We start from the raw sequence: 26,715 nt of genomic DNA, 5'->3' as shown, positions 1-26,715 counted from the left end.
GAACTTCGGCGTGTCGCGGATTCGTCGACGCCGCGGCGGGTTATTCTCCCGCGCCGGCCTTCCGCGGGTCGGTCTCGGGCTGTTCGCCGATGTCGCCGATGACCTCGACGAGGTGCACCTGGCCGTCTTCGAGACGGTAGCTGAGACCGACGATGGCGAGGTCGCCGTCCTTGACCCGCTTGGCGATGATGCGGCTGCGCTGCATGAGGACACGGCTGGTCTCCTGCACGTGGCGGGTGACGAACTCGAAGTACTCGGTGAGCCCTTCGCTGCGGCCGACGAGGATGCTCGGCGCGACCTTCTCGACGACGTCGCGGACGTAGCCGCCGGGCAGATTGAGGTTGTCGAGGGCGTCGAGGGTCGCACCGACCGCGCCGCAGCTGTCGTGACCGAGCACGATGATCAGCGGCACGTTCAAGATGTCGGCCCCGTACTCGATGGTGCCGAGCACCGCCGAGTCGAGGACGTGACCCGCAGTTCGGACGACGAACATGTCGCCGAGTCCCTGATCGAAAATGATCTCGGCGGCCAGGCGCGAGTCGCCGCAGCCGAAGAGCACCACGTGCGGCGACTGGCCGTCGACGAGCGCCTCACGGTCGGCGATACCCTGGCTCGGGTGGATGGGGCGACTCTCGACGAATCGCTGGTTCCCTTCCTTGAGAACTGTCCAAGCCTGCGCGGGGGTGAGATCCTTCATGACATCGAGTGTGCCACCGGCCACAGTCCTGGATTGGTTCGGGTCCGCCGAACGCGACCTTCCGTGGCGTTCGACGGATCTGACCGGTTGGCACGTCCTGATCAGCGAGATCATGCTTCAGCAGACCCCCGCCGCACGGGTGATCGAACCGTGGACGCGATGGGTGGAGCGCTGGCCGACGCCGTCGGCCATGGCTGCCGAGTCGACGGGCGAAGTGGTCCGCGCGTGGGGGAAGCTCGGCTACCCGCGCCGCGCGATGCGACTCCACGAATGCTCGAAGGTCCTCGCCGACCAGTACGACGACGTGGTTCCGTCCGACGTCGACACCCTTCTGGCGCTCCCCGGCATCGGTGACTACACGGCACGTGCCGTCGCCTGTTTCGCGTACGGGCAGTCGGTGCCGGTGGTCGACGTGAATGTGCGCCGCGTGATCGCCCGCGCCGTCCACGGCAGACAGCATCCCGGCAACCCCGGGCGACGCGACCTCACCGACGCAGAGGCACTGTTCCCGCGGACCGCGGACGGCGACCCCGCACCCGAGACTCCACGGTTCTCGGCCGCGCTGATGGAATTGGGCGCTCTGGTGTGCACCGCACGTGAAGCTCGCTGCGACGAGTGCCCGCTCGAACCGACATGCGAGTGGGTTCGGCTCGGTCGCCCCGAGCACGAAGGCCCCGCACGGAAGGTCCAGAAGTTCGAGGGCACCGACCGCCAGGCGCGTGGACGACTCCTCGACGTGCTCCGCGGAACGTCCGGACCGGTGGAACGAGCAGCGCTCGACCTCGCGTGGGAGCGTGACCCCGGCCAACGCGCTCGCGCCCTCGACTCCCTGCTCGTCGACGGTCTCATCGAGTTGACCGACGACGGCCTGTTCGCCCTCGCAGGCGAGGGCTGAGACTCAGCCGAGGTCGCTCAGGAACGCCTCCACAGCGCCTCGGTACACGCCGGGCGCGTCATCGTGGACCAGGTGACCCGCTCCATCAACCCGGACGTACGACGCCGACGGCTTACGCGCGGCCATTTCCGCCATCTGCCCCGGCGGCGTCACCGAGAAGCCAGCTTCGAGGAGGAGCGTCGGAACTGCGAGATCATCCCATTGATCCCAGAAGTGCCTCGTCCCCCACTCCTCGGCGATGTCGGCCCAGACCGGGATCGAGCCGTGCAGTCGTCCGTCGTCGAAGGCCTCGTAGAAGTAGCGACCCGCGACGTCCCCGAACATGTCCACGGCCGACTGCAGATCGGGAAACCTGTCGGGCCAGCTGTTGAACCACGGCTGCCAGGTGCCGGTGGTACGTCCGCGGAAATCGGGCGCCATGTCCTCGACGACGAGCGCCGACACGAGCTCCGGGTAGCCCGCTGCCGTGCACCAGGCGTGCAAGCCGCCCATGGAGTGCCCGATCAGCACTGCGGGGCCACGATCGATCCACGTGATCACTTCGGCGAGATCGGTGACGAACCGCTCGGTCGAGATGTCTGACGCGTCGATCGAATCGGCGCCTTGGTGGTTCGCCGAGTCGAACGTGAACACCCGCCCGTAGTCGCGCAGCCACGGGATCTGACGTCGCCACGTGCGGCCGCGTCCCATCAGACCGTGGACCAGGACTATTGCTCCGAAGCCTCCGTCAGCGACGTCGAGGCCGCCGTGATCGAGCAGGCCGGTGTCGGCGATCGCGGGCGCATCGAGCGAGTCGGGGTTCACAGCGTTCGACCCTATCGGCCCGCAGCGGCTGCGCGTAGCGTCGGCTGCATGGCAATTGTGAAGATCAACGCGATCAGCGTCCCCGAAGGTGCAGGCCCCGAGTTGGAGAAGCGCTTCGCCGCGCGTGCCGGCACCGTCGACGGCGCGGCAGGTTTCCTGGGGTTCCAGCTCCTCCGGCCGGTGAACGGTGAGGACCGCTACTTCGTCGTCACCCAGTGGGAGGACGAGGCGAGTTTCCAAGCGTGGGCCGGCGGCGACGCACGCGCTGCACATTCCGGTGATCGCAAGCCCGTCGCGACCGGCGCGAGCCTGCTCGAGTTCGAGGTTGTCATCGACGTCGAACCGACTGCCTGAATCGACCTCACCAAGATTTTTCTAGAACGTGTTCTAACTGTGCTCTAGTATCGGAGGAAACCCCTCGCGATCCCAGGAGCACGCATGATCGACCCGATCGAGACCACACAGCTGTACATCGGCGGAAAGTGGGTGGACCCGCACTCCACCGAAGTGCTGGAGGTGTTCTCGCCCGCAACCGGCGAGAAGGTCGGGTCGGTCCCGTCCGCGGATGCGACGGACGTCGACAACGCCGTCCGCGCAGCGCGCGAATCGTTCGACGCGGGCGTTTGGCGAAACACCCCTCCGGCCGAGCGAGCTGCCGTTATCCGTCGTGCAGTCGAGCTGATCAACGAGCGCGGCGCAGAGATCGGCGCACTCGTCTCGGCGGAGATGGGCGCCACCCCCGGCGACGTCGCCACCCTCCAGCAGCTCGCCGGAACCGGCTGCCTCGCGGCGTATGCAGACGCCGCGGAGTCGTACCAGTGGGAAGAGACCCGCACCGGCATGTTCGGCGAGACCCTGGTGGTTCGCGAGGCCGTCGGCGTGGTCGGCGCGATCATCGCGTGGAACGTTCCGCTGTTCCTTTTCTGCAACAAGTTCGGCCCGGCCCTCGCCGCGGGTTGCTCGGTGGTCCTCAAGCCCGCCCCGGAGACCCCGCTGAATGCGAACATGCTCGCCGAGATCTTCACCGAAGCCGGCGTTCCCGAGGGAGTCATCTCGATCGTCCCCGGCGGCGTCGAGACCGGCAAGGCCCTCGTCGACCATCCGGACGTCGACAAGATCACCTTCACCGGCTCAACGCTCGCCGGACAGTCGATCGCCGCGCGCTGTGGCGAACAGCTCAAGCGTGTCTCACTGGAACTCGGCGGCAAGTCGGCCGCCATCGTCCTGGAGGACGCCGACGCGGCCGCCAGCGCCCCGATGCTCGTCTTCTCCGGCATCCTCAACTCGGGACAGGCCTGTGTCGCCCAGACCCGCGTCCTGGTCCCCCGTTCGCGTCACGACGAGATCGTCGACGCGATGGTCGCCGTGGCATCGACCTTCACTCCCGGCCTGCCCACCGATCCGGAGACCAAGCTCGGCCCGATCATCAACGAGAAGCAGCACGCGAAGGTGACCGGCTACATCGCGAAGGGCAAGGAAGAGGGCGCGACCGCAGTCCTCGAAGTCGACGCTCCCACCGTCGGGACCGGAAACTTCGTCGGCCCGACCATCTTCACCGGCGTCACCAACGACATGACGATCGCTCGTGAGGAGATCTTCGGCCCGGTCATCAGCGTCATCGCGTACGACGACGTCGACGAGGCCATCAAGATCGCCAACGACTCCGACTACGGACTCGCGGGTTCGGTCTGGACTTCCGACGTCGCGAAGGGCGTCGAGGTCGCCAAGCAGGTTCGCACCGGCACCATGGGCATCAACTGGTACGCGATCGACCCGTCGTCGCCGTTCGGCGGTTACAAGAAGTCCGGCATCGGCCGCGAGAACGGCAAGGAAGGGCTTGAGAGCTACCTCGAGCACAAGGCCATCCTCATGCCGATGGGCTACACCTCGGCGTAAGCCTCACGCACAGGAATCGCTGCGCGGCACACCACCCGGTGTGCCGCGCAGCGTTCGTTCAGGCTCGCTTCAGGCGTTCTCGGTCAGACTGGTGATCATGCGGATCCTTCTCGTCGACGACGAAGTCCGGCTCGCCGACGGGATCCGTCGCGGCCTCGAGGCAGAGGGGATGGTCGTCGACGTCGCACACAACGGACTCGACGGTGTCCGCCGCGCGACCGACGGCGACTACGACGCGATCGTTCTCGACGTGATGATGCCCGGCATGAGCGGCTATCGGGTGTGCCAGACGCTCAGGGCAGACGACGTGTGGACTCCCGTCCTGTTCCTCACTGCGAAGGACGGCGAGTGGGACGAAGTCGAGGGACTCGACACCGGCGGAGACGACTGGCTGACCAAACCCTTCTCCCATCCCGTACTGGTCGCCCGGCTCCGCGCGCTCGTGCGCCGCGGCGGCCGAGAGAGGCCACCGATCCTCACGGCTGGTGATCTGCGGCTCGATCCGGCTGCGAGACGCGTCTTTCGGGGCAAGGTCGAGCTGTCGCTCACCGCCCGTGAGCTGTCTGTGCTCGACTACCTCCTCCGACGCCGCGGCGAAGCCGTGTCCAGGCGCGAAGTGATCGCGAACGTGTGGGGCGGCGACTTCGACGGTGACGAGAACATCGTCGAGGTCTACGTCGCCCATCTGCGGGCGAAGATCGACAGGCCGTTCGGCCGCGAGTCGATCGAGACGGTCCGCGGAACCGGCTACCGATTGTCAGCGAACGGGGGCCAGAAGTGAAAGCCCGTCCGCGGATCACCCGATCGATCCGCGCGAGGGTGACCGCCGGCGCGTTCGCGGTGACCGCCGTTGTACTCGGCGTCGCAGCCGTCTCGACTGTCATCATCGTCCGGGACGCGTTGACGGACGGCGTGGCCGTCGCGCTGGAGCAGGATCTCGACTCCATCGGCGACCGCGCAGAGGCAGATCCCGACACCGTCCGGTCGATCGACGACGATCTCCTGGTCAGGCTGGACGGCCCGACTCCAGTGGCTAACGACGACGACGCCTCGTCGATTCCCTCCGTCAGCGAGACACCGTCCCGAGTGACTGTCGACGGAGATTCGTTCCTCGCCGCATCCGACGACACCGAACGCGGACGCCTGACCGTCGCACGGCCGCTCGATCACGTGGACGATTCCGTCAGCACGACCACCGTCCTGTTGGCGGCAGGCGTCCCGGCGGTCGTCGTATTGATCTGCATCGTGGTCTGGGTGGTCAGCGGGCGTGCACTCGCCCCCGTCGAGCGCCTCCGCAGGGAAGTCGACGCCATCGGCGCCGACGATCTGGCGGATCGTGTCGAGGCGGGGCGAGACGACGAACTGGGCGAACTCGCGTCGACCATGAACCGACTCCTCGACCGGATCGAGCAGGCTCGGCTGACACAACGGAGGTTCGTCAGCGACGCGTCGCACGAACTGCGGTCTCCGCTGGCCACGATTCGACAGCACGCAGAGGTCGCTGATGTTCACCCGTCGTCGACGTCCCTCTCCGAACTCAGCGGAGTGGTGCTGGCGGAGGGCGCCCGGATGCAGGATCTCGTCGAGGGACTCCTGATTCTCGCGAGACTCGACGAACATCGAGGTCACACGGTCAACGCGGTCGACCTCGACGACATCGTACTCACCGAAGCGCGTCGGCTCCGGGGCATCGGCGTCGATGTGGACACGCGAGGTGTCGGGGCCGCGCGGGTCGAGGGAAACGAAGCTCTGCTCAGTCGTGTCGTGCGCAACCTCGCCGACAACGCCGCCCGCCACGCGTCACAGACGGTCACGCTCCGGCTGAGCGCAGGCCCCGGGAACGTACGTCTCGAAGTCGAGGACGACGGCGCCGGCATCCCGCTCGAACACCGAGAGCGGGTCTTCGACCGGTTCACTCGTCTGGACGAGGCACGAGCTCGCGATTCCGGCGGCAGCGGTCTCGGCCTCGCGATGACCAGGGAGATCGTCCGCAGTCACGGCGGCGACGTCGTGGTCTCCGACGGTTCCGGCGGAGGCGCGCTCCTCACGGTGACGCTTCCCGGCGACGGTCGACCCTGAAAAGACCTTCAGGTCGCTTCAGAACTCGTTAAGCGCGTCGACGCGAGGATGGACGCATGAACGAGAACGAAGACACCCGCCCTCTGCCCGAAGCAGACCCCACGACGACTCCGAACCCAAGCGGCCCGGGACCGACGTCGCCCGCATCGGGATCGACTCGACGACGCACTGCGCTGATCGGCTCGGCAGTGGTCGTCGTGCTCCTGGCCGGTGGCGGTGTGGCGTATGCGCTGTCCTCCGACTCGGACGACACCGCGGTCACCGTCTCCGAGACGTCGAGCATCGCCGACGACGTTGATCCAGATGACGTCGACGACGGATCGGCGCATCAGGAGAAGGCCACGACAAGTGTCGCCGCGTTGCGGGACGCCGCGCGGGCTGCGGTCGCCGCGACCGGCGCCGACGGCGCCACATCCGTTGACGTCGAGAGGAACGGATTCGACGTCGAAGTGCGCCTGCCGGACGGCCGTGAGCAGGACGTGCACGTCCGCGCGGACGGCGGTGTCGCGAAGGAGCCGCTCGACTCGACCGACGACCCCGGCGACGTGCTCGACCTCGACCGCTTCGATGCAGTCGCCGCGGCCGCGACGGCCGCCGTCGGACGTGGCAGCGTGGAGTCGATCTCGTCGAGCGACGACCGAGGAGTCCGGTACGAGGTCGGTGTGCGACTCGCTGACGGACGCGACGCCGATGTGGAACTCGCGGACGACCTCAGAGTCGTCAGCAGCGACATGGACGATTAGTCGGAACGCGGTATCCGACGACAAACGAGGCATGCATGCATGCCTCGTTTGTCATTGAATGCTGCGGGAACGCCTGCCAAGAGTCAGGACGTCGGAGCGGGCGACGCCGGTGCGCTCGGCGCCGCGGACGGGATGGGAACAGCGCCCGACGGCGGCTCGTCCGTCTTCTGGACCCGCGAACTGAGCGAATCGTCGCTCAGGATGTCCATGCTCGTGATCAGCCACTTCCCGTCACGGCGGACCATGTCGTACACGATACGACTCGGGTCGATCTGGACGTCTTCGACAGTGTTCCGGGTACTCGACTGGTTGATGAAGACCAGGACCTTCGCAGTGTCACGAGTGTTGGTCATCACGGCGGCGCCCTGCACGGTCACCGTGGTGACGATCTTCTGCGCCTTGACGGTCGTCGCGATGTCGTTCTCGACGACCTGCTTCTGGTACTCATCTTTCGCGGTACCGGTCATGAAGCCCATGGCCTCGTTGATGTTTCCGGACACTGTCTTCGAATCCCACGAGAACATCGTCACCGAATACTCGGTGGCCGCGGACAGTGCGGTCTCGCGCGCCTTCTCCTCGGCGTTCAAGCTCCAGTAGCGGACACCGGTGAAGACCGCCGAGGCGACGAAGATCAGCGTGAGGACCACTCCGCCGATGATGAACATCTTGGACTTCGACATCAGTTGACCCACTCGATGTTCGTCATTTTCAGCGCGTCGTTGATTCGGGTGATGGAGACACGCGAGCGGAACGACTGCATTTCGGGCTTCTCGGGCGCTTCGGGGGCAGTGCCCTCCCAGACGAACACCACAAGCACCGAGCCGGAATCTTGGTCGGCCTTCTCAACCGCCGATGCAACGATGGTGGTCGTCGTCTTCATGTTGTCTTCGCGAATCAGGTCGGTTGCCTGTTTCATCGACTCACGGAACTGTTGCTGCGCACGGCCGCTCGTGTTGTCCTTCATGAACTGGAGCATCTCGTCGGCGTTGTCTTTGGTGAGCGTCGTCATCTTGACGATCACCTCCTGCGCGAACTGGTCGTAGCTCGCGCGGAGTTCACGCTCATCGTTGATCTTCGACGACTCGTTCAGGAACACCGCCGTCAGCACGATCGACACCACGACGAGAACCGCGGCCACGGCCATTCCGATGGCCGGAAGCCACCCGCCCTTGATGGACGGTGCCGCGACCGAGGACTTCGTCGATGCACGACGAGCCCGGTACGACACGCCCTGCGCGGGAGTGAACGCAGCATCGTCGCCGTCCTCATCGGACGCCACGTCCTCCGACGTGTCCGGGCCCGCCTTCTCCAGGCTCGGCTTCTCGACGACCTCCGCTGCGGCGTCATCTGCCACCACGTCGTCGTCGGAGACCTGATCAGACACGTCGTCGTCGCCAGAGGGTTCAACGAGGTCAGTCGTCTCCTCGGGGACTGCCGGAGCCCCCTTGCCGGACGACTTGCGTCGCCGCGAGACAGGGCTTGACTTGCGGACCGTTCCCGCAGTCTTCTTGGCGACGCCGTCGGATTCCGGCTTCAGGACTTCACCGTCTTCGTGATCAGTTCGTACCATTTCGTCTTCTGGTTGCTGTTGTCAGCTGCGGACTGCGTCTTGTACTTCTTGCCGTCCGGGCCGATGAACTCCCCCGTCTCCGGATCGTACGTGGTCGCGTACGTGGCAGGCGAAGCGTCGTAGTCGGACGGCGTCGCAGGCACCACGTGACCGGCGGGCTGACGCGGCAGGTCGGTTCCCGGGAACCCGTTCGGAAGCGCGACGTTGTCGCGCTTGGACGGAACAAATCCGGTCCGGCACTCCGCGGGCGTCGGAGCACGACGTCCGGGGAACTCGACACACGGGAAGTTGCGGGCGCCGCGAACCGAGCTCTGTGCGTCCTGCGGGAGACGGCACAGGAGTCCCGGCGGAAGGTCCTGCGGTGTCGTCGCCGACGGGAAGCGCCACTGGTCGGCAGGAAGGAAGCCGACAGTACAGGTCGGCGGGTCCTGGAAGCCGAGCGTGAAGTTCACGTTGGCGCCGTGCCGGTTCGAACCGGTGTTGATGGCCGTGATCAGCGCCGACAGCACCCGCGGGTACAGGACGATCGTCTGACGAAGGTTCGGCAGATACACCGCCATCGTCTTCGCTGCGACGCGCAGATTCGACATGCCGAGTTCAAATCCCGGCCCCATGTCGTCGAACAGACTCTTGGCCTGATTCGCGACACCCGGGCCCTTCTGCAGGATGTCGGTGATATCGGGGTTGTTCGCGCGGAGCTGATCGGTGACCTTGGTCAGATCGGCCGTCCAACTGCGGATCGCGTCTGCAGTCTGGTTCTGCGTCGCGAGGATCGGACCCGCCTGGCGCACCAAGTCGAGGGTGACGTCGACGTTGTCGTTCATCGCGCCGACGAACAGGACCATCGAGTCCATCAGCCGCTGCAGCTCGTCCGCGGTGCCGTTGAACGCTGCGAAAGCCTCGTCCATCACCGCCCGAACCTTCGAATTGTCCACGTCGGCCAACAGGTTGTCGGCCTGGTCGAGCATCGCGGAGATCTCAACCGGGACGTCTTCGGTCGACACCTTCGCGCCGTCGGACAGCATCGATCCGGACGGGTCGGCCGGCGGCGTGAAATCGACGAACTGCTCGCCGACAGCGGAGACGCTGCGGATCGCGACGGCCGAGTCGGCTGGAATGTCGGTACCCGAGTCGATGGTCAGGTCTGCGACCACGCCGTCAGAGGTGAGACGCACCCCGGAGACCTTGCCGACGTTGACACCGCGGAAGCTCACGTTGGCGTTCTGGTACAGCCCACCGGTGCTCGGCATGGCCACCTGAACGGAGTAGCTTCCGACACCGAACATCTGCGGGATGCGGATGTAGAACACGGCCATCACGATCAGCGAGATGACGGTGACGACGCTGAAGATCGCCAACTGCATGCGGACGAAACGAGTGATCTTCATCAGTTGCCACCGCTCTTCTTCGTGGTGGACGGCGTCTTCGACGACTTCGGCGTCAGTTCACCCGGTGTGGGATTCGCCGGGTCCTTGATCTTCGGCTGTGTGATGCCCGGGATCAGCGGCGCCTTGAACGGATCACTGCCACGCTTTGCGCCGTTCGCAGGCTTGCCGGTGACACCCTCCGGGTTCGTGACCGAGGCGACCATCGTCTTGTTCAGGCGGCTCCACGTCAGGTCGAGAACGAGGTCGGAGTTCACATAGTCGCCCTTGACGATGGTCGGGATCTTGTCTTCGAGGAACGGGAACGTGAGCAGGATCCGCAGTGAATTCGCGAGCGCGGGCCCGGTCATCGACAGCTGCTGCATGAGCTTGCGCATGTTCGGGACGATCGTCTTGATGTCGTCGCCGTTCTCACGAAGCACGTCGTTCACCGTCGCCGACAGGTCGCCGACGTTGTCGAGCGCAGTCGTGAGGTTCGTCCGCTGGTCGACGAGCAACTGCAGGATCTCCGGACCCGCATCGAGCGCACGCTGGACGGTCGGCGTCTGATCGTTGATCGCCTGCGTGAGCCGGTCCATCCCCTCCATCGCGGAGATGATGTTGTCGGTCTGACCGTTCAGATCGTTGACGAGCGTGTTGATCCTCGGGATGAGGGAACGGATCTGCTCGTCGTTGCCGCCGAGCGCATTGCTCAACTCATGGACGATGTCGCCGACCTGCGAGAGGCCGCCACCGTTCAGCACCACCGACAGCGAGCTGAGAACCTGCTCGGTCGTGGGGTACATGCACGGGTCCACCTGCTGGGCCGAGTTGATGTCGGCGACCGGCTTCGTGGCGGGCTTGGTGATGTTTCCCTGCTTCGGGCAGTTCGGCAGCGAGAGGCTGCCACCGGCCGACAAGTACTGTCCGGTCTTCTTCTCCGGCGGCACGATCGCGATATGCGACGAGCCGAGCACACTCGTCATGCCGATCATTGCGTGCGAACCCGTCGGGATCTTCACACCCTCGTTGAGGCGGAGCGTGATCTCAGCACTCCAGTCCTTGATGGCGATGTCACCGACACTGCCGATGGTCGCGTCGCTCATCATCACCGGGGCGTTGCGGACGAGACCCGCGGCGGACGGGATCCGCGCGCTGATCGTGTACGCGCCCGCACCGGTGCCCTCGGCGCCGATCGACGACAAGGACGTGACGGGATTGCCGCTGCACGCTGTGGCAACCGGTGCGAGGAGCAGGAGTCCGGCAGCCAGAGCGACGACGCGAGTACGTCTGCGCATCATCCTTCACCTCCGAACGGGACGAGCAGCTTGGTCAACGGGTCGGGCATCGCGGCACGACTCGCCTTGTCTCGCTCCACCACACCCTGGCGAGCGCGCGCCCGCACATCGGCGTTCTGATAGGTGATCTGGTCGGGCCTCGCGGTCCGGCCGATCACCGGATTCGCCATGAACGGCGGGTAGTTGACGACGATGTCCTTCATGATCGGCCCAAGCAGGTCGACGCACTGCTCCACATCGACCTTGGTGTCGCCGGGGCGCGCAGTCGACTGGAACGTGCCGCAGAGCAGCGAGATCAGGTTGTTGCCCATGCCGAGCCCGAACACGCCGTCGAGAGAGCCCGTCAGCGGGTTGTAGATGTTGAAGAAGTTCGCCAGCTGAGTGGGCGCCGAATGCAGCAGGCCTCGCAGCTGTTCGTCCTTCTTCTTCAGGGTTCCGGTGAGCTGCGCGAGCTTGTCGACAGTGGAGACGACCGTTGAGCTGTTCTCCCCGAGGAAGCCCTCGAGGTCGCTGATCGCGCCGTTCAGATTTGTCATCGCGTCACCGAGTTCGGTGCTGCTGCCCGCGAGGACGGAGCTGACCGACGCCATCCGACCGTTGAACTGAACGAGCTGCTCGTGACTCGTCGACAGTTGCTCGGTGAGCTTCTGCAGGCTCTTGACCGCACCGAACACGTCGTCGCGGTTGTCCGAGAGTGTGCCGACGACCGTCGACATCTGACGGATCGACTCTGCGATCGCCTCGCCGTTGCCCGAGAGATTCTTGTCGAACACGTCGACGGCGCGCGAAGCGGCACCACGATCGGCGCCCTTCGGACCGAGTGCGGTGCTCAACTCCGACAACTGCTTCTTGACGTCGTCCCACTCCATGGGGACGGCAGTCCGCTCCATCGGAATGTCGGCGTCGCCTTCGAGTTCCGGCCCTTTCGTGTAGCCGGGGGTCAGCTGGACGAATCGTCCGGACACCAGCGACTGCGCGACGACCACGGCTCGGACGTCTGCGGGAATGGGAGTGCTGCGATCGATCCGCATCGTCACCTTGACATCACCCGAGCGGGGTTCGATCGACGTGACCTTGCCGATCGGCACACCGATGACACGGACCGAGTCGCCCTCGAAGAGGCTGGCCGCGGTCGCGAAGTACGCGGTGATCGTGCGGGTGGTGGCGCGTTGGACGCCGAACCACACACCACCGGCGACGAGAGCTAGAACGACGACTGCTGCGACGGTCGCCCATACACGGCGAGAGATCCGCATGTCAGTTCCCTCCGTTCTGCGGTGTCGGGTAGGTGCGCTTGGGCTTGGGGCGGCTCACGTCCGGAGCGCCTGCGTTCGGTCCCTGGTTCCAGTTGTTCGGGAACAGCGGGTTTCCGGAGAACTCGTAGAAGTACTTCCACGCCTCGGGGTACTTGCGCTGCAGCACCTTCTGGAACGCTCCGAAGTAGTCGCCGAAAGTGGCGACGCCGACGAGCGAGCTGAAGTACGGTCCCGAGCTGACGGCCTCGCCGAGGATGTTCGCGTAAGGACCGAGGTTGTCGATGGCCTTGCTGAAGTTGTCCTCGTTGTCGTTGAGGATGTCCATGACCCTGTTGAACTTGTCCAGTACCGGGCGCAGCTGTTCGCCGTTGTCGTCGATGAATCCGCTCACCTCCGCCGTGAGGTCACGGGTCCCGGAGATCACCTGACGGACGGCGGCACGACGCATCTCGAGTTCGCCGAGCAGCGCGTTCGCATCGATCAGCATCGTCCGGATCTGCTCGCTGCGCTTGCCGACGACGTCGCTGACGCCTTTGGCGCGCTCCAGCAGGTCGTTGAGCGCGTTGTCGCGGTCGGCGATCGCCTTCGACACCCGGCCGACGCCCTCGACAGCGCCGCGGACGTTCGCGGGTGTCTTCGAGAACGTGTCGGTCATCGTCTCGAGGGCCTTGTTGAGCTGATCGGTGTCGGTCTCGCCCAGAGTGGTGGTCGCCTGATCGAGCGCGTCGGTCAACGAGTACGGCGACGCCGTGGACTCGACCGGAATAGATTGCCCCGGCTTGATCCGGCCGTCGCCGATCGGCGTGAGCGTCAGATTCCGGCGTCCGAGAACCGTCTCAGTCTTGATGGCCGCACGAGTCCGGTCACCGAGGGCGACGGTGTCGTCGATGCGGAAGCCGACCTTGGCCTGCAGACCGCCGTCGTTCTGCGCGATCGAGATGTTCTCGACCGTGCCGACCTTGACGCCCGCGACCATCACGACGTCGCCCGCGACGAGGCCGCCGGCATCGTCGAAGTATGCGTCGTACGTGCTGACCTGCGTGAAGAACGGCAGGCGATCCATGTTGAGTGCGCTGATCACGAGCATCGCGGTCAGCAGGAAGCCGATGACACCGACCGATGCCTTCGACCGCTTGGTCTTGCGGTCCGGAGTCTGTTCGCCGCTCACGTCGCGCACCTCCCGCCTGCGGTCGTCTTGTCGCCCATCACGTCGATGGCCGTGAAGTAGTACTGCGTGTTGCCCGGTCCGGGGAGGAGCAGGCGGATGCGGCAGAAGTAGATCTGCAGCCAGGAGCCGTAACTGCCCAGGTTGGAGAGCGTCTTGAAGTCCCCCGGGAGCCGTCCCAGCAGATCGCGGATGAACGGCTCGGCTTTGAGCGCTTCCTCCGACGTCTTGCCCAGTCCGGTGAGCGCCTTCTTCATATCGGGGCGGACGGTGCTCATCAGGTCGGCGAGGCCGGTGGTGGCCTTCGCGCTCTCGCTGATGGCGCGTCCGATGACGTCCTTGTCGCCCGCCAGGCCGCTGATCAGCTGCTGGAGTCGGTCGACGCTCTGGTCGAGTCCCTTGTGGTCGGCCTGCAGGGTGCCGAGCGTGGTGTTCAGGTTGTCGATGACCGAGCCGATCAGCGCGTCGCGGTCGGCGATCGTGTTCGTGAACTCAGCAGTGTTCGCGAGCAGCTTGTTCAGTGAACCGCCCTGCCCCTGGAACACCGCGATGAGAGCCGACGAGAGTTGATTGACCTCGTCGCCGCTCATGGTGCGGAACAGCGGCTTGAAGCCGCCGAGGAGCTTGTCCAGGTCGAGTGCTGGCTCGGTCTGCGAGATCGGGATCTCGTCTCCCGGCGACAGGGTGTCGCTCAGGGATCCATTGCCCGGCTGCAACTCCAGATAACGGTCGCCGGTGAGGTTCTGGTAGCGGATGAGAGCCACCGCGGTCTTCGGCAGACGGTAGTCGTCGTTGACGTTGAACTCGATCCGCGCCTGGTTGTCGCGTGTCAGTTCGATCTTGTCGACGGTTCCGACGTCGACGCCTGCGATCTGGACGACGCTTCCCGACTTCATCGCCGACGCACTGGCGAACATCGCCGAGTACGACTCCGAGCTGCCGCCTTGGTAGCGGCTGAACACCAGCACCAGTCCGGTGAGGACCAGCAGCATGGCGACGGCGAACGTCGTGAGCTTGATGACGGTGGCGCGGAAGGCGCGTGCGCGGCTATCCACGTGGCGTACCTCCGAACAGCAGATTGAAGAGCTTGCGCGACTCCACCTTCGGGGTGGTGCGCGGCTGGTAGGGCTGGTCCGCGTTGTCGATCACGTAGAACGGGATCTTCTCCTTGGACTGGATGTCCGACAGACCTGCCTGGCAGGTCGGCGGACCGTCGCCGCGGACCTCGGGGAGGTCCTGGGGGTACCGGTACGGGTCCTGGCCGGGGATGAGGCCTGCGTCGAGCAGAAGCATGCCGTTGCGATCTCCGAGAAGCGGTCCGGCGATGTCGACTGCGTCGCTGGCTGCGGTGATGAAACACCGCAGGCCGGGCGCCTGGTACCCGAGAAGCGACGTGACCGGGCTGAGGTCGCTCAGCGTCGAGATCAGGTCCTTCTTGCTCTTGGACAGCACACCGTTTCCACTGCGCGCCATGCCCGTGACGTTGATCAGCAGGCTGTCGAGGTTCGACGCGTTGTCGACGAGCGTGTCGCCGAGCACGGTCGCGTTGTCGACGGTCCGCATGAGATTCGGCATCGCGTCGGCGAAGACGTCAGTGGCCGACGCTGCTTCGGTGAACAGCCGATTCAGTTCGGGCAGGCTCTTGTTCGTCTTACCGAGGACGTTGTTCAGCTGGACGAGGGCGGTGCCGATCTTCTCGCCGCGTCCGGACAGCGCGTCGTTGACGGCGCCGAGGACCACGTTGAGACGATCGGGCTGCACCTGGGCCAGCACGTTGACCAGCTGCTGGTACACGGTGTTGAGTTCCACCACGACGTGATCGGTGTCGATCACCGCGCCCTTGCTCAAGGAGCCCTTCGGCCCCTCCTTCGGGACGACGAAGTTGACGGCTTTAGCTCCGAACACCGTGTTCGACTTGATGTCCGCGCGGACGTTTCCGGGAATCTTCGACAGTTGGTCGGTGTCCATGTCGAGGACCAGTCGCGCGGTGTCGCCGTTGTTCTCGACGCTTGCCACACGTCCGACGGTGACGCCGCGGAGTTTGACCTTCGCGTCCGGGTTCATCACCAGGCCGGCCCGCGGTGCGTTCAGGGTGACGGTGGTGGTGCTGTCGAACCAGCCGAGGAACTGACCGGATGCGAGTGCGACGATGCCGACGAGCCCGCCGACCATGATGGTGGCCGCGAGCTTGCGCACGCCGTTGCCACGAGTCTGCTTAGCCATGTCTCACCCGGCCAGGTTGAAGTTGCCGTCGGCGCCGTAGATGGCGAGCGACGTGAGGAGGGTGATGACGACGACCACGACCAGCGACGCGCGGACGGCGTTGCCGACGGCGACGCCCACGCCGACGGGGCCGCCGGAGGCGTTGAAGCCGTAGTAGGTGTGGATGAGCATCACGGCGACGGCCATGCAGATCGCCTGGACGAACGACCACAGGATGTCCGACGGGATGAGGAACGTCGAGAAGTAGTGGTCGTAGACGCCCGACGACTGCCCGTACAGCACCACGGTGGCGAATCGGCTGGCGATGAACGACGCGAGCGCGGCCAACGAGTACAGCGGGATGATCGCCACCAGGCCTGCGATGATGCGCGTGCTGACGAGGTACGGGATCGACGAGATGGCCATGACCTCGAGGGCGTCGATCTCCTCGCTCACGCGCATGGCGCCGAGCTGAGCCGTCGCACCTGCGCCGATGGTCGCCGCCAAGGCGATGCCCGCGATCACCGGGACCGCGATGCGGACGTTGATGAATGCGGAGAAGAAGCCGGTGAGGGCCTCGACGCCGATGTTGGCGAGCGAGCTGTAGCCCTGGACGGCGATGGTGCCGCCGGTGAACAGCGTCAAGAAGCCCACGACGACAACCGTGCCGCCGATCATCGCGAGGGCGCCGGTGCCCATGGAGATCTCTGCGATCAGACGCAGGGTCTCCTTCTTGTACAGACGGAGTGCACGTGGGATGGACGCGATCGAGTCCCAGTAGAAGAGCGCCTGGTCGCCGATCTTGTTCCAGTCGTCACCCGCACGCTTGAGTGCGACACGGGCGGTGAGAAGTCGTGTTGTGCCTGGAAGAACCATGTCAGCCCATCGTCGCTTTCAGTCCGACCGCGGTCACGACGACGTTCACCACGAACAGTGCCATGAAGGAGTAGACGACAGTCTCATTCACCGCGTCGCCGACGCCCTTGGCGCCGCCCTTGACGTTGAGTCCGCGGTAGCAGCCGACGAGGCCGGCGAAGAGTCCGAACAACGCGGCCTTGATCATCGAGATGACGAGCTCGCCGAGGCCGGTCAACAGGGTGAGGTTGGCGATGAACGCGCCGGGGTTCACGTCCTGCAGATATACGGAGAAGACGAACCCGCCCGCGATGCCGATGGTGCAGACGAGGCTGTTCAACAGAAGTGCGACGCCCGTCGACGCGATGACGCGCGGCACGACGAGTCGGTGGATCGGATTGATGCCGAGCACCCGCAGCGCGTCGATCTCCTCACGAATGGTTCGGGCGCCCAAGTCGGCGCAGATCGCCGTGGCACCCGCACCCGCGACGATCAGCACTGTCACGATCGGACCGATCTGGGTGATCGTACCGAGTGCTGCGCCTGCGCCGGAGAGGTCCTGCGCACCGATCTCGCGCAGCAAGATGTTCAATGTGAAACTGACAAGAACGGTGAACGGAATCGCGACGAGCAGCGTCGGGACGAGGGAGACGCGGGCGATGGCCCACGACTGCTCTATCGTCTCGCGCCACTGAAAGGGACGGCGGAACAGCTCCCTGGCTGATTCGACACCCAGTGCGACGAAGTCCCCCACACCGTTCATCGGGGCAGCAAGCTTGGTGAGCAAGTCCCCTCCTCCCACTTGTGCACGCAATCTAACACGCGTACCGGGCACGTCTGTGCCACTAATCGACATAGTTCCTGTTGACGCGTACTTCGGTTCAGCCGGTCAAGTCCGACGCCGAGAACGAGCCGCTACTTGTCGGTAGCGAGAAGTACTCGGACAGTGAACCGGACAATGCGTCGACAGTCCAGTCGTCTCCGTCGGCCTCGAACACCTCGCGAATGCGCGGTGCGGCCATCAGGGTGACCTTCGGGCCGTAGACGACGAACACCTGGCCGTTGACGGCCGCGGCCGCGGGGCTGGCGAGGTAGCGGACGAGCGTCACGACGTGCTCGGGCGACAGCGGATCGACGGTGCCCTCCGGAGCGTCGCCGAAGACGTCGGCAGTCATCGCGGTGCGTGCACGAGGGCAGATCGCATTCGCTGTGACCCCGTACCGGGACAACGCACGGGACGCCGACAGTGTCAGCGCGGTGATGCCGGCCTTGGCGGCGGCGTAGTTCGCCTGTCCTGCGGGGCCGAGCAGTCCGGCTTCCGACGACGTGTTGATGAGGCGGCCGTACACAGGTTGGCCTGCGGCCTTCGATGCTGCGCGCCAGTGCGCCGCGGCGTTGCGGTTGAGCAGGAAGTGGCCGCGCAGATGCACGTTGACCACGAGATCCCACTCGTCGTCGCTCATGTTGAAGAGCATGGTGTCGCGGGTGATGCCCGCATTGCTCATGACGATGTCGAGGCCGCCGAGGTCTTCGGTGGCGGTGCGCATGATCTCGCGCGCGGTCGCGGCGTCGGAGATGTCACCCGCCACCGGAACGGCCCTGCCGCCTGCCGAGGAGATGACGTCGAAGACGTCGCTGGACTGCAACGACCGATCCAGATCGTTGACGATCACGGTGGCGCCGTCGGCCGCAAGACCGATCGCCTCCGCACGTCCCAGACCTGCACCGGCACCGGTGACTACGGCGACTTTGCCTTCAAGCGACTTACCCACGGCGGACTCCTACTCTCCGGCGTCGCCCCGCGACGCTCGGTCTCTGACCCGAACAAGATTAGAACACGTTCTAACACTTCAGGTCGAGAAGTGAAGAAAGTACAACGCCCCGGACTAGTCGGGGATCATTCGATCGACAGCGCCGACCGAGGGCAGGAGGCGACCACCTGGCGCATCTCCTCGACCCGCTCGTCAGGGACGTCTTCACTGAGAATCACCAGGTAGTCGTTGTCGTCGAGCTCGAAGACGTCGGGAGCCATCCCGACGCAGACGGCGTTCGACTCGCACAGATCGAAATCGGCCTTGATTCGCATTGCATCCTCCTCGCGTCGCGTGCCCGGCGGTTGACGGACTCGGTGATTACACGTTAGAACGTGTTTCAGAAGTAGCCAAGCACACCGACGCCACGAGCGCCGGAAGATCGCAGGAGACACCGCATGCGGATCGCATACACCACCGAGCAGGAGGAGTTGCGCCGCGAACTGCGCAACTACTTCACCGGGCTCATGACCACCGAGCGCCGCGCCGCCCTGACCGGCGGAGACGGTGAACTCGGCGAGGGCGACGCGTACCGCGACGTGGTCCGCCAGATGGGCCGCGACGGCTGGCTCGCACTGGGTTGGCCGACCGAGTTCGGCGGTGCCAACCGGTCGATGATGGATCAGTTGATCTTCACCGACGAGGCGGCCATCGCAGGCGCACCGGTGCCGTTCTTGACGATCAACTCGGTCGCGCCGACGATCATGCACTACGGCACCCCGGAGCAGAAGGACTTCTTCCTCCCGAAGATTGCGGCAGGCGATCTGCACTTCTCGATCGGATACTCCGAGCCCGGAGCGGGCACAGATTTGGCGTCGTTGCGCACAACTGCGGTCCGCGAAGGCGACGAATACGTTATCAACGGCCAGAAGATGTGGACGAGCCTCATCCCCTACGCCGACTACGTCTGGCTCGCGTGCCGCACCGACCCGGAAGCCACCAAGCACAAGGGCATCTCGATGCTCATCATGCCGACGACTGCGGACGGCTTCTCGTACACGCCGGTCCACACGATGTCGGGTGTCGACACCAGTGCCACCTACTACCAGGATGTCCGTGTGCCCACCAGCGCACTGATCGGCGAGGAGGGCGGCGGCTGGTCGCTCGTCACCAACCAGCTCAACAATGAGCGCGTGGCGCTGTGCAGTGCGGCGCCCATTCAGACCGCGTTCAACGAGACGCTCGCATTCGCCCGTGAACAGAGCTACGGCGGCGGACGACTCATCGACGTCCCGTGGGTCCAGGCGAATCTCGCCCGCGTGCACGCCAAGGTGGAGTTCCTCAAGCTCGTGAACTGGAAGATCGCATCGATCGCAGCGTCCGGCGGGTCGCCGTCGCCCGCCGACGCCTCTGCCACCAAGGTGTTCGGCACCGAGTTCGCGACCGAGGCCTACCGCCTCCTCATGGAGGTCGCCGGGCCCGCAGCGACGCTGCGGCAAGGCACACCGGGCGCGCATCTCCAGGGTCGCCTCGAGCGGTTCGCCCGTACCTCGCTGATCCTCACCTTCGGCGGCGGAACCAACGAGATCCAGCGCGACATCATCGGCATGCTCGCTCTGAAGCTGCCCCCGGCCCGGCGCTGACCCCCGAACTTCCCCTCGACCAAGGAGCACTCCATGGACTTCACTCCCACCGAGGCGTCGGGCGATCTGACCGGCCTCACCACAGACATCGTCACCCGCCTCGCCACGCCGGAACGGACCGCGCAGCTCGAGGCGGACAACGCCCCGATCGATCGTGATCTGTGGCGCGAGATCGCGGCGTCGGGCTTGCTCGGCCTCGCCGCATCGTCCGCCACCGCCGGCGATTCCGCAGCAGACCTGACCACGCTGGAGACCACCGCGGTCGCGACCGCACTCGGTCGGGCGCTGGCTCGCGTGCCCTATCCGCAGCACGCCGTCGCCGCGGTTCCGCTGATCGACGCACACGGCCCGGCCGAGCTGACCGAGCTGTTGGTGCGTGCGGCCTCCGGCGACGCGGTGCTGACCGCGGCTGTCGAGGAGGACCTCAATTACGACCTGCTCTCACCGGCGACAACGATCACCGACGGCCGGGTGTCTGGCGTCAAGGTGAACGTGCCGTTCGCGTCAGCCGCCGACGCGTTCCTCGTCATCGCAGCGGGCGCCGACGGTCCGGTCGCCGCAGTCGTGACCGCCGGTGACGGTGTGGACCTCGTCGAAGTCCGCTCGACGGGCCTTGCTCCGACGTTCACCGTCAAGTTCGCCTCAGCCGAGGCCGTTGTCCTCGACGGCGGCGCCGCCACCGCCGAACTGGCGCGCGATCTGCTGCGTCTCGGCGTGGCCGCGGATCAGGCAGGTGTTGTCGCAGGTGCGCTCGATGCAACGGCCGAATACGCCCGCGACCGCGAGCAGTTCGGCCGCAAGATCGGCTCGTTCCAGGCGGTCGCGCAGCGTCTCGCCGACGACTACATCGATGCGCAGGCACTGGCACTGACCGTCGCGCAGGCCGCTTGGCTGCTGTCCGGTTCGGACGACGCCGACGCGGCCGCGGCATCGGATGCCGTCGGTACGGCCGCGTTCTGGACTGCTGAGGCCGGCCACCGCGTCGCCCACACCACGGTGCACGTGCACGGCGGCGTCGGCCTCGACACCTCGCATCCGGTGCACCGCTTCTTCCTTCGCGCCAAGCAGAACGAGTTCACCTACGGCTCAGCGCCCGTCGTCCTCGCCGAACTGGGCGGAGCTCTGGCGTCACGATGACCGGTCCGGCCGTCACTGATCCACGCACCATCGGCGAACTCCTCGAACCGCTGGCCGAGGTCGACGACCGCGGTGTCTGGTTCGAGGGCGAGTTCACCTCGTGGCGGGATCATCTGCTCGACGCCCGGCGTCGAGCAGCGGCCGTGCGGTCGATGCTCGATTCGTCGAAGCCGACTCACGTCGGCATCCTCCTGCCGAACTCTGTCGAGTTCTCCAGCCTCTTCGCGGCGGCTGCGCTCGGCGGGTTCGTGCTGGTCGGACTCAATTCGACGCGCCGCGGCGCCGCGCTGACGGCGGATGCGGTCCGGTCCGACTGCCAGTTGGTCCTCGTCGACTCGGTATCATCGGACCTGTTCGACCCCGCGCCCGGAATGACGGTGATCAACGTCGACTCTCCCGAGTGGTCCGACCTCGTCGCCGCGACGTCGGGGGCGGATTTCGTTCCCGCACGCACCTCGCCCGACGACCTGGTGATGCTCATCTTCACCTCCGGAACGACGGGCGATCCGAAGGCTGTCAGGTGCAGTCAGCGCAAGTTCGCCGCGGCCGGGGTGATGCTCGCCGATCGGTTCGGCATCGGGCCGTCGGACGTCGCCTATCTCGCGATGCCCATGTTCCATTCCAACGCGCTGATCGCGGGCTGGTCGGTCGCCGCCGCGGGCGGCGCGTCGATCGCGATCCGGCGGAGTTTCTCGGCCCGAGGGTTCGGCGACGACGTGCGCCGCTACGGCGTCACCTACGCGAACTACGTCGGCAAACCGCTCCACTACATCCTCGCGACCGAGGAACGTCCCGACGACCACGACGTGCCGCTGCGCATCATGTACGGCAACGAGGCGTCGGCGTCCGACCGCGCCGAGTTCAATCGCCGCTTCGGCGCACGGGTGATCGACGGGTTCGGTTCCACCGAGGGCGGCGTCTCGATCTCCCGGAGCCCCGAGACTCCGAACGATGCGCTCGGTCCGCTGGCCGCGCCGAACGCGATCGTGGATCCCGACACCGGCGAAGCGGTGCCGCCCGGTGTGGTCGGGGAGATCGTCAACACCTCCGGCCCCGGACTGTTCGACGGCTACTACGGCGACCAAGCCGCGACCGACGAACGTCTCCGCGGCGGGATGTACCGAACCGGAGACCTCGGATGGGTCGACGACGGCGGGTTTATACACTTCGCCGGCCGCATCGGCGACTGGCTGCGGGTGGACGGTGAGAACCTCGGAACTCGTCCCATCGAGACTGTGCTGCGCCGGCATCCCGCAATCCGCGAGGTGGTGGTCGTCGGCGTCCCGACCGAGATCGGCGACGCAGTCGGCGCGGTGCTGGTCGCACCGGGACTCGACCGTCCGGCACTGGACGAGTTCCTCGACGCCCAGTCCGATCTCGGACCGAAACAGCGCCCCACCCGTGTCTGGTTGGTGGAGGCGCTTCCCGAGACCGCGACGTTCAAGACCGCACGCGCCGCGCTCACCGCCTCGCTCGGCGCTCCCTCCTGGGTCGTTTAGAGCGCGCGACCGAACGGAAGCAGCGCCATCTCGCGCGCATTCCGGACCGCTGTCGCGAGTTGCCTCTGCTGCTGTGGAGACAATCCCGTGACATCGCGACGCCGGATCCGTCCGCGGTCGTTGAGGAAGCGCCTGAGCGTTTCGGTGTCTTTGTAGTCGAACGTCAATCGGGGATCGGCTCTGCGCCGGGCCTTGATCGACTTCGGAGTGGTCCTGGTCTTCTTCACCAGCTCGCCTTCCTGATTCCGGGGAGTTCACCGCGGTGCGCCATCTCGCGGAACCGGACCCGCGAGATGCCCGCCTTGCCGATGTAGCCGCGCGGCCTCCCGTCGACGGCGTCGCGGTTCCGCAGCCGAGTGGCACTGGCATCGCGCGGCTGACGCGCGAGTTCGGCGCGTGCGGCCTCCTTCTCCTCTGTCGACGCCGCGGCGTCTGCCATCAGCGCCTTCAGCTCGGCGCGCCGGGCCGCATACCGCTCGACGATCACCCTTCGCCGTTGTTCTTTGACGATCTTCGACTTCTTCGCCATCAGCGGCTCTCCTTGAACTCGACGTGCCGTTTCACGATCGGGTCGTACTTCCGCAGCGTGAGACGGTCGGGATTGTTCCGGCGATTCTTGCGGGTGACGTAGGTGTATCCGGTACCGGCGGACGACGTGAGTTTGACGATCGGACGAAGGTCGGTAGCGCGACTCATCGAAGCCTCCCCGCAGCAGCGATGCGCCCGACGACGGCGTCGATGCCGTCTCGGTCGATGATCTTGATCCCCGTCGCGCTGACCCGGAGCGTCACCCGGCGCCCCAGCGAAGGAACCCAGTAGGTCTTGCGCTGCACGTTCGGTCGCCACTGGCGCGACGTCCGACGATGCGAGTGCGACACCTGCTTTCCGAAGCCCGGGACCTTACCCGTGACCTGACATACGGCCGACACATTCACTCCTTCTTATTGGTAACGATTCGCATTAGCACTGGGAGCGAGGCTACAGTCGGAATGAAATAAATGGAAATCGTGTTCATTAACACGTGAGGAGGAACCACATGGCAGACGCACTGCAGCGCACCCCGGTGACGCTGGTGACCGGCCTGCACCGAACGACGAATGCGCGTATCGCGTACACCCTGCTGAGACCGGGCACCACCGTCGTCTCTCACGACCTCCGCGACGTCGCCACTGGACGCGTCACGCGGATCGAACATCGGATGGCGCCAGACGGCGTCGACAGCCTGATGATCGACGACATAGAACTCGAGCACGGCTGCGTGTCGTGCACTCTGCGGCTCGACCTGTTGCCGATGCTCAGGGCGCTGCACCGCGATCCCGATGTGGAGTGGATCGTGGTCCTTCTCGATCCGGCTATCGAACCCGAGACGCTGAGTGTCGAGATCCGGCACACGATCGTCGAGGCTCATGGAGCCGTGCCCGCACCCGCGGGGACCGACGTCGAGATCGTCGCCACCGTGTGCGGGATCGACGCACCGACCTGGCTCGCCGATGCGACCGGCGACCTGACGCTGCACGAGTCCGACCTCGTCGCGTCTGAGGACGAGCGCACCATCGCCCAGGTGACCGTCGGACAGACTCGCTTCGCCGACGCGATCATCGTCGACAATGCGGACAGCTCAGACAGCGCATACGACCTCGCCCGCCTGCACGCGACACTGCTCCGGCTGGCACCGGCGGCCGGTATGCGGACTCTCAACAGTCAGCAGTCGTTGACCCGGGACATCGTCGAATCGTCGATCAGCACGGCGCAGCCGGAGTCGCCCCGAGGACGTCCGACTCACCCGTTCGACCCACTGCTCGCAGGCAGCCCGGAACTCGACTCGGACTGCGGGGTCGCACTGGTGCCGTTCGAGGCAGACCGACCGTTCCACCCGACACGACTGCACGACGCGCTAGACGTCCTGTTGGACGGAGTCGTCACAGCACGAGGCCGACTGTGGCTCGCGTCGGACCCGGACGACGTCATGTGGGTGGACTCGGCAGGAGGGGCACTCGGGATCCGGCACGTCGGAACGTGGATCGCATGCGCCGACGACTCGGCGCGCGTTGCGCCCGAGCACCGCGCGCTGGCCGCTCTCCGTTGGGACCCGGAGTACGGCGACCGGCACACGTCATTGACGGTGCTCTGCCACCGCGCCGATCCCGACACCATCGTCCGCACGCTGTCCGCAGCCCTCGTCACCGACGACGAGATGGCGCGCGGCCCGGGCTTCCTCGCTGCGTTGCCGTCCCCTTTCGGGCATGCGCACCGCGACCCGTGCGACGACCTGGACCGCCCCGGCGACTCGGCGGCCGACCCGATGACCACGACTCGAACCGAGTCGAGAACCGATCGAGAAGGAGAATGAAATGAAGACCGGAATCCACCCCGCATACGGCCCCGTCGTGTTCCGCGACGCCGCCACCGGCAAGGAGTTCCTGACCCGTTCCACCGCGACCTCGGAGAACACCGTCGTCTGGTCGGACGGCAACACCTACCCGGTGATCACCGTCGACGTGACGAGCGATTCGCACCCGTTCTGGACCGGCGCGCAGCGGGTCATGGACACCGAGGGCCGCGTCGAGCGGTTCCGTCGCCGGTACGGGCTCCCCACTGCTCCTTGAGCGCCTTTCGACTCGCAAGCTCGCTCAAGGAGCAGGGAAGCGAGTCGAAGCGCAGACGGCCGGACGATCGCCCTGTTCGATCGTCCGGCCGTCTGCGTGCGCTCGGTCGAATTACTCGACGGTCGCGTTCATGCGGGCCACCGCGTCCTTGTACTCGGAGACGAGCCCGTCGATGAGCTCGGCCACCGGAGTGATCTCATTGCACCGCCCGACGATCTGACCGGCAGGCATCGCGACTACACCGGGATCGTCGGCGAGCGAGATCCGGGCGTGCGCCTCACCGACGAGCAGGTTCTGCAGCGGCATGGGCAGAGCGTCCGGCGCACCCGGGGCGTCCCACGCGTCGGTCCACTTGGTCTTGAGCAGTCGTGCCGGCTTCCCCGAGTAGATGCGGCGTCGAACGGTGTCGCGCGAGGTCGCCGCGAGCAGCGCTTTCTGCACCGTGGACGGGCCGTCACCCGTCGCACCGAGGTTGTACTCGGCTGCGGTCAGCCAGTAGGTGCCCATCCAGACGCCCTGCGCACCCATGGCGATCGCCGCGGCGATCTGCCTGCCGCTGCCCACACCGCCTGCCGCGAGCACCGGCGCCGAGTCGCCGAGGGCGTCGACGAGCTCCGGCCACAGGATCATCGACGTGACCTCACCCGTGTGGCCGCCGCCTTCGTAGCCCTGGGCGATCACGATGTCGACACCTGCGTCGACGTGGCTCAGTGCGTGCTCTTTGGCCCCAGCGAGGGCCGCGACCTGAACGCCGTTCTCGTGCGCGAGGTCGATGACGTCCTTCGGCGGTGAGCCGAGAGCATTGGCGATCAGCTTGATCTGGCCGTACTTGCGGGTGTGCTCCATCGCGACGTCGACGTGCGAGCGAGCCACCGAGTGCAGCCAGCCGAGAACACCCGTGTTGATGCGATCGCCGCCGTCTGGCAGTGCCGGAACGCCGAGATCGTCGAGCGTCCGCTCGACGAATGCGCGGTGCTCCGGCGGAATCATGGTGTCGAGGTCGACTTTGGAGCCCTCGGTCGGAATCTTGGCGGGCATCACCACGTCGACGCCGAACGGCTTGCCGTCGGTGTTCTCGTGCATCCATTCGAGGACGGCGTCGAGCTCTTCGGGCTCGTTGAACCGCACGCAGCCCAGCACGCCGAGCCCACCCGCGCGGCTGATCGCCGCTGCGACGTGCTCACTGGGCGTGAAGCCGAAGATCGGGTATTCGATGCCGAACTTCTCGGCGAGATCAGTCTTCATGAAAGTCCTT

At 66.0% G+C, this 26,715-nt stretch carries 30 protein-coding genes; 11 read left to right on the top strand and 19 right to left on the bottom strand.

Going from position 1 to position 26,715, the window contains the following annotated elements; genetic code table 11:
• Window positions 1-40: 40 nt before the first annotated feature.
• On the bottom strand, window positions 41-697 hold the full coding sequence (locus WFK36_RS00865) for a carbonic anhydrase (RefSeq protein WP_336788893.1): 657 nt from the start codon (window positions 695-697) through the stop codon (window positions 41-43).
• Between WFK36_RS00865 and WFK36_RS00860 the strand changes: the two genes are divergently transcribed.
• Window positions 696-1,592, top strand: a complete 897-nt coding sequence (locus WFK36_RS00860; RefSeq protein WP_008377440.1) for an HhH-GPD family protein — start codon at window positions 696-698, stop codon at window positions 1,590-1,592. The genes WFK36_RS00865 and WFK36_RS00860 overlap by 2 nt on opposite strands.
• Window positions 1,593-1,595: 3 nt before the next feature.
• Here the strand turns inward: WFK36_RS00860 and WFK36_RS00855 are convergent, their stop codons facing one another.
• The gene (locus WFK36_RS00855; RefSeq protein WP_336788890.1) at window positions 1,596-2,396 is read right to left on the bottom strand and encodes an alpha/beta fold hydrolase; all 801 of its coding nucleotides are present in this window, start codon (window positions 2,394-2,396) and stop codon (window positions 1,596-1,598) included.
• Window positions 2,397-2,444: 48 nt separating this feature from the next.
• Between WFK36_RS00855 and WFK36_RS00850 the strand changes: the two genes are divergently transcribed.
• From WFK36_RS00850 to WFK36_RS00830, 5 genes are all read left to right on the top strand, one after another.
• Window positions 2,445-2,750 carry an antibiotic biosynthesis monooxygenase family protein gene (locus WFK36_RS00850; RefSeq protein WP_008377438.1) on the top strand — a complete coding sequence of 102 codons (306 nt, stop codon included), beginning with the start codon at window positions 2,445-2,447 and terminating at the stop codon, window positions 2,748-2,750.
• Between the two features lie 84 nt (window positions 2,751-2,834).
• Window positions 2,835-4,292 (top strand): aldehyde dehydrogenase, encoded by a 1,458-nt coding sequence (locus WFK36_RS00845; protein ID WP_336788888.1) that lies wholly within the window; start codon window positions 2,835-2,837, stop codon window positions 4,290-4,292.
• Between the two features lie 97 nt (window positions 4,293-4,389).
• Window positions 4,390-5,073, top strand: a complete 684-nt coding sequence (locus WFK36_RS00840; RefSeq protein WP_336788886.1) for a response regulator transcription factor — start codon at window positions 4,390-4,392, stop codon at window positions 5,071-5,073.
• Entirely contained in the window at window positions 5,070-6,371 is a 1,302-nt protein-coding gene (locus tag WFK36_RS00835) for a sensor histidine kinase (RefSeq protein WP_336788884.1), read from the top strand. Before WFK36_RS00840 ends, WFK36_RS00835 begins: the two co-directional genes overlap by 4 nt.
• 56 nt (window positions 6,372-6,427) lie before the next feature.
• A complete protein-coding gene (locus tag WFK36_RS00830) occupies window positions 6,428-7,114 on the top strand; it encodes a hypothetical protein (RefSeq protein ID WP_336788882.1) in 687 nt (228 codons plus the stop codon).
• A gap of 83 nt (window positions 7,115-7,197) precedes the next feature.
• On the opposite strand, the gene WFK36_RS00825 is transcribed toward WFK36_RS00830, so the two are convergent.
• The 12 genes from WFK36_RS00825 to WFK36_RS00770 form a co-directional block, all read right to left on the bottom strand.
• Complete coding sequence (locus tag WFK36_RS00825; RefSeq protein ID WP_008377433.1) at window positions 7,198-7,794, bottom strand: hypothetical protein; 597 nt, start codon at window positions 7,792-7,794, stop codon at window positions 7,198-7,200.
• The gene (locus WFK36_RS00820) at window positions 7,794-8,684 is read right to left on the bottom strand and encodes a hypothetical protein (protein ID WP_336788879.1); all 891 of its coding nucleotides are present in this window, start codon (window positions 8,682-8,684) and stop codon (window positions 7,794-7,796) included. The genes WFK36_RS00825 and WFK36_RS00820 overlap by 1 nt, the downstream gene beginning before the upstream one ends.
• A complete protein-coding gene (locus WFK36_RS00815) occupies window positions 8,648-10,072 on the bottom strand; it encodes an MCE family protein (protein WP_008377431.1) in 1,425 nt (474 codons plus the stop codon). Before WFK36_RS00815 ends, WFK36_RS00820 begins: the two co-directional genes overlap by 37 nt.
• Window positions 10,072-11,349 (bottom strand): MlaD family protein, encoded by a 1,278-nt coding sequence (locus WFK36_RS00810; RefSeq protein WP_336788877.1) that lies wholly within the window; start codon window positions 11,347-11,349, stop codon window positions 10,072-10,074. Before WFK36_RS00810 ends, WFK36_RS00815 begins: the two co-directional genes overlap by 1 nt.
• On the bottom strand, window positions 11,346-12,602 hold the full coding sequence (locus WFK36_RS00805; RefSeq protein ID WP_336788875.1) for an MCE family protein: 1,257 nt from the start codon (window positions 12,600-12,602) through the stop codon (window positions 11,346-11,348). Before WFK36_RS00805 ends, WFK36_RS00810 begins: the two co-directional genes overlap by 4 nt.
• Window position 12,603: 1 nt before the next feature.
• Window positions 12,604-13,779, bottom strand: coding sequence for an MCE family protein (locus tag WFK36_RS00800; RefSeq protein WP_336788873.1), 1,176 nt, complete (start codon window positions 13,777-13,779; stop codon window positions 12,604-12,606).
• Window positions 13,767-14,822, bottom strand: a complete 1,056-nt coding sequence (locus WFK36_RS00795; protein WP_008377427.1) for an MCE family protein — start codon at window positions 14,820-14,822, stop codon at window positions 13,767-13,769. The genes WFK36_RS00800 and WFK36_RS00795 overlap by 13 nt, the downstream gene beginning before the upstream one ends.
• Complete coding sequence (locus WFK36_RS00790; RefSeq protein WP_336788871.1) at window positions 14,815-15,990, bottom strand: MCE family protein; 1,176 nt, start codon at window positions 15,988-15,990, stop codon at window positions 14,815-14,817. Before WFK36_RS00790 ends, WFK36_RS00795 begins: the two co-directional genes overlap by 8 nt.
• A 3-nt stretch (window positions 15,991-15,993) precedes the next feature.
• Window positions 15,994-16,845: an MlaE family ABC transporter permease gene (locus WFK36_RS00785; RefSeq protein ID WP_008377425.1), complete on the bottom strand. Its 852-nt coding sequence runs from the start codon at window positions 16,843-16,845 to the stop codon at window positions 15,994-15,996.
• 1 nt (window position 16,846) lies between these two features.
• On the bottom strand, window positions 16,847-17,611 hold the full coding sequence (locus WFK36_RS00780) for an MlaE family ABC transporter permease (RefSeq protein ID WP_008377424.1): 765 nt from the start codon (window positions 17,609-17,611) through the stop codon (window positions 16,847-16,849).
• A gap of 94 nt (window positions 17,612-17,705) precedes the next feature.
• Complete coding sequence (locus WFK36_RS00775; RefSeq protein WP_336788866.1) at window positions 17,706-18,596, bottom strand: 3-oxoacyl-ACP reductase; 891 nt, start codon at window positions 18,594-18,596, stop codon at window positions 17,706-17,708.
• A 125-nt stretch (window positions 18,597-18,721) separates the two neighbouring features.
• Window positions 18,722-18,910 carry a ferredoxin gene (locus WFK36_RS00770; protein WP_008377422.1) on the bottom strand — a complete coding sequence of 63 codons (189 nt, stop codon included), beginning with the start codon at window positions 18,908-18,910 and terminating at the stop codon, window positions 18,722-18,724.
• 123 nt (window positions 18,911-19,033) lie between these two features.
• Between WFK36_RS00770 and WFK36_RS00765 the strand changes: the two genes are divergently transcribed.
• The 3 genes from WFK36_RS00765 to WFK36_RS00755 are packed head-to-tail and all read left to right on the top strand — an operon-like array spanning window position 19,034 to window position 22,854.
• Complete coding sequence (locus WFK36_RS00765) at window positions 19,034-20,218, top strand: acyl-CoA dehydrogenase family protein (protein WP_008377421.1); 1,185 nt, start codon at window positions 19,034-19,036, stop codon at window positions 20,216-20,218.
• Between the two features lie 33 nt (window positions 20,219-20,251).
• Entirely contained in the window at window positions 20,252-21,355 is a 1,104-nt protein-coding gene (locus tag WFK36_RS00760) for an acyl-CoA dehydrogenase family protein (protein ID WP_336788862.1), read from the top strand.
• Window positions 21,352-22,854 carry an AMP-binding protein gene (locus tag WFK36_RS00755; RefSeq protein ID WP_336788860.1) on the top strand — a complete coding sequence of 501 codons (1,503 nt, stop codon included), beginning with the start codon at window positions 21,352-21,354 and terminating at the stop codon, window positions 22,852-22,854. Before WFK36_RS00760 ends, WFK36_RS00755 begins: the two co-directional genes overlap by 4 nt.
• On the opposite strand, the gene rpsR is transcribed toward WFK36_RS00755, so the two are convergent.
• Genes rpsR through rpmB form a run of 4 tightly spaced genes read right to left on the bottom strand, consistent with a single transcriptional unit; the run spans window position 22,851 to window position 23,783 of the window.
• Window positions 22,851-23,051, bottom strand: a complete 201-nt coding sequence (gene rpsR, locus WFK36_RS00750; protein WP_052005335.1) for a 30S ribosomal protein S18 — start codon at window positions 23,049-23,051, stop codon at window positions 22,851-22,853. The two genes, WFK36_RS00755 and rpsR, sit on opposite strands and share 4 nt — an antisense overlap.
• Window positions 23,052-23,077: 26 nt before the next feature.
• The gene (rpsN, locus tag WFK36_RS00745) at window positions 23,078-23,383 is read right to left on the bottom strand and encodes a 30S ribosomal protein S14 (protein WP_336788858.1); all 306 of its coding nucleotides are present in this window, start codon (window positions 23,381-23,383) and stop codon (window positions 23,078-23,080) included.
• On the bottom strand, window positions 23,383-23,550 hold the full coding sequence (rpmG, locus tag WFK36_RS00740) for a 50S ribosomal protein L33 (protein ID WP_008377416.1): 168 nt from the start codon (window positions 23,548-23,550) through the stop codon (window positions 23,383-23,385). Before rpmG ends, rpsN begins: the two co-directional genes overlap by 1 nt.
• Window positions 23,547-23,783 (bottom strand): 50S ribosomal protein L28, encoded by a 237-nt coding sequence (rpmB, locus tag WFK36_RS00735; protein WP_336788855.1) that lies wholly within the window; start codon window positions 23,781-23,783, stop codon window positions 23,547-23,549. Before rpmB ends, rpmG begins: the two co-directional genes overlap by 4 nt.
• Before the next feature lie 107 nt (window positions 23,784-23,890).
• Here rpmB and mrf point away from each other — a divergent pair, with 107 nt between their 5' ends.
• Together mrf and WFK36_RS00725 are read left to right on the top strand one after the other, a co-directional pair.
• Entirely contained in the window at window positions 23,891-25,204 is a 1,314-nt protein-coding gene (gene mrf / locus WFK36_RS00730; RefSeq protein WP_336788853.1) for a ribosome hibernation factor-recruiting GTPase MRF, read from the top strand.
• A gap of 1 nt (window position 25,205) precedes the next feature.
• Window positions 25,206-25,460 (top strand): type B 50S ribosomal protein L31, encoded by a 255-nt coding sequence (locus WFK36_RS00725; protein WP_008377411.1) that lies wholly within the window; start codon window positions 25,206-25,208, stop codon window positions 25,458-25,460.
• 111 nt (window positions 25,461-25,571) lie between these two features.
• Here WFK36_RS00725 and WFK36_RS00720 read toward each other — a convergent pair whose 3' ends face one another.
• Window positions 25,572-26,705, bottom strand: coding sequence for an NAD(P)H-dependent flavin oxidoreductase (locus WFK36_RS00720; protein WP_008377410.1), 1,134 nt, complete (start codon window positions 26,703-26,705; stop codon window positions 25,572-25,574).
• Between the last annotated feature and the right edge of the window lie 10 nt (window positions 26,706-26,715).

The sequence above is a fragment of the Gordonia malaquae genome, assembly GCF_037148075.1.
Classification (GTDB): domain Bacteria; phylum Actinomycetota; class Actinomycetes; order Mycobacteriales; family Mycobacteriaceae; genus Gordonia; species Gordonia malaquae.
The sequence above is the reverse complement of the archived record's forward strand: the minus strand, read 5'-3'. Positions and strand labels throughout refer to the sequence as shown.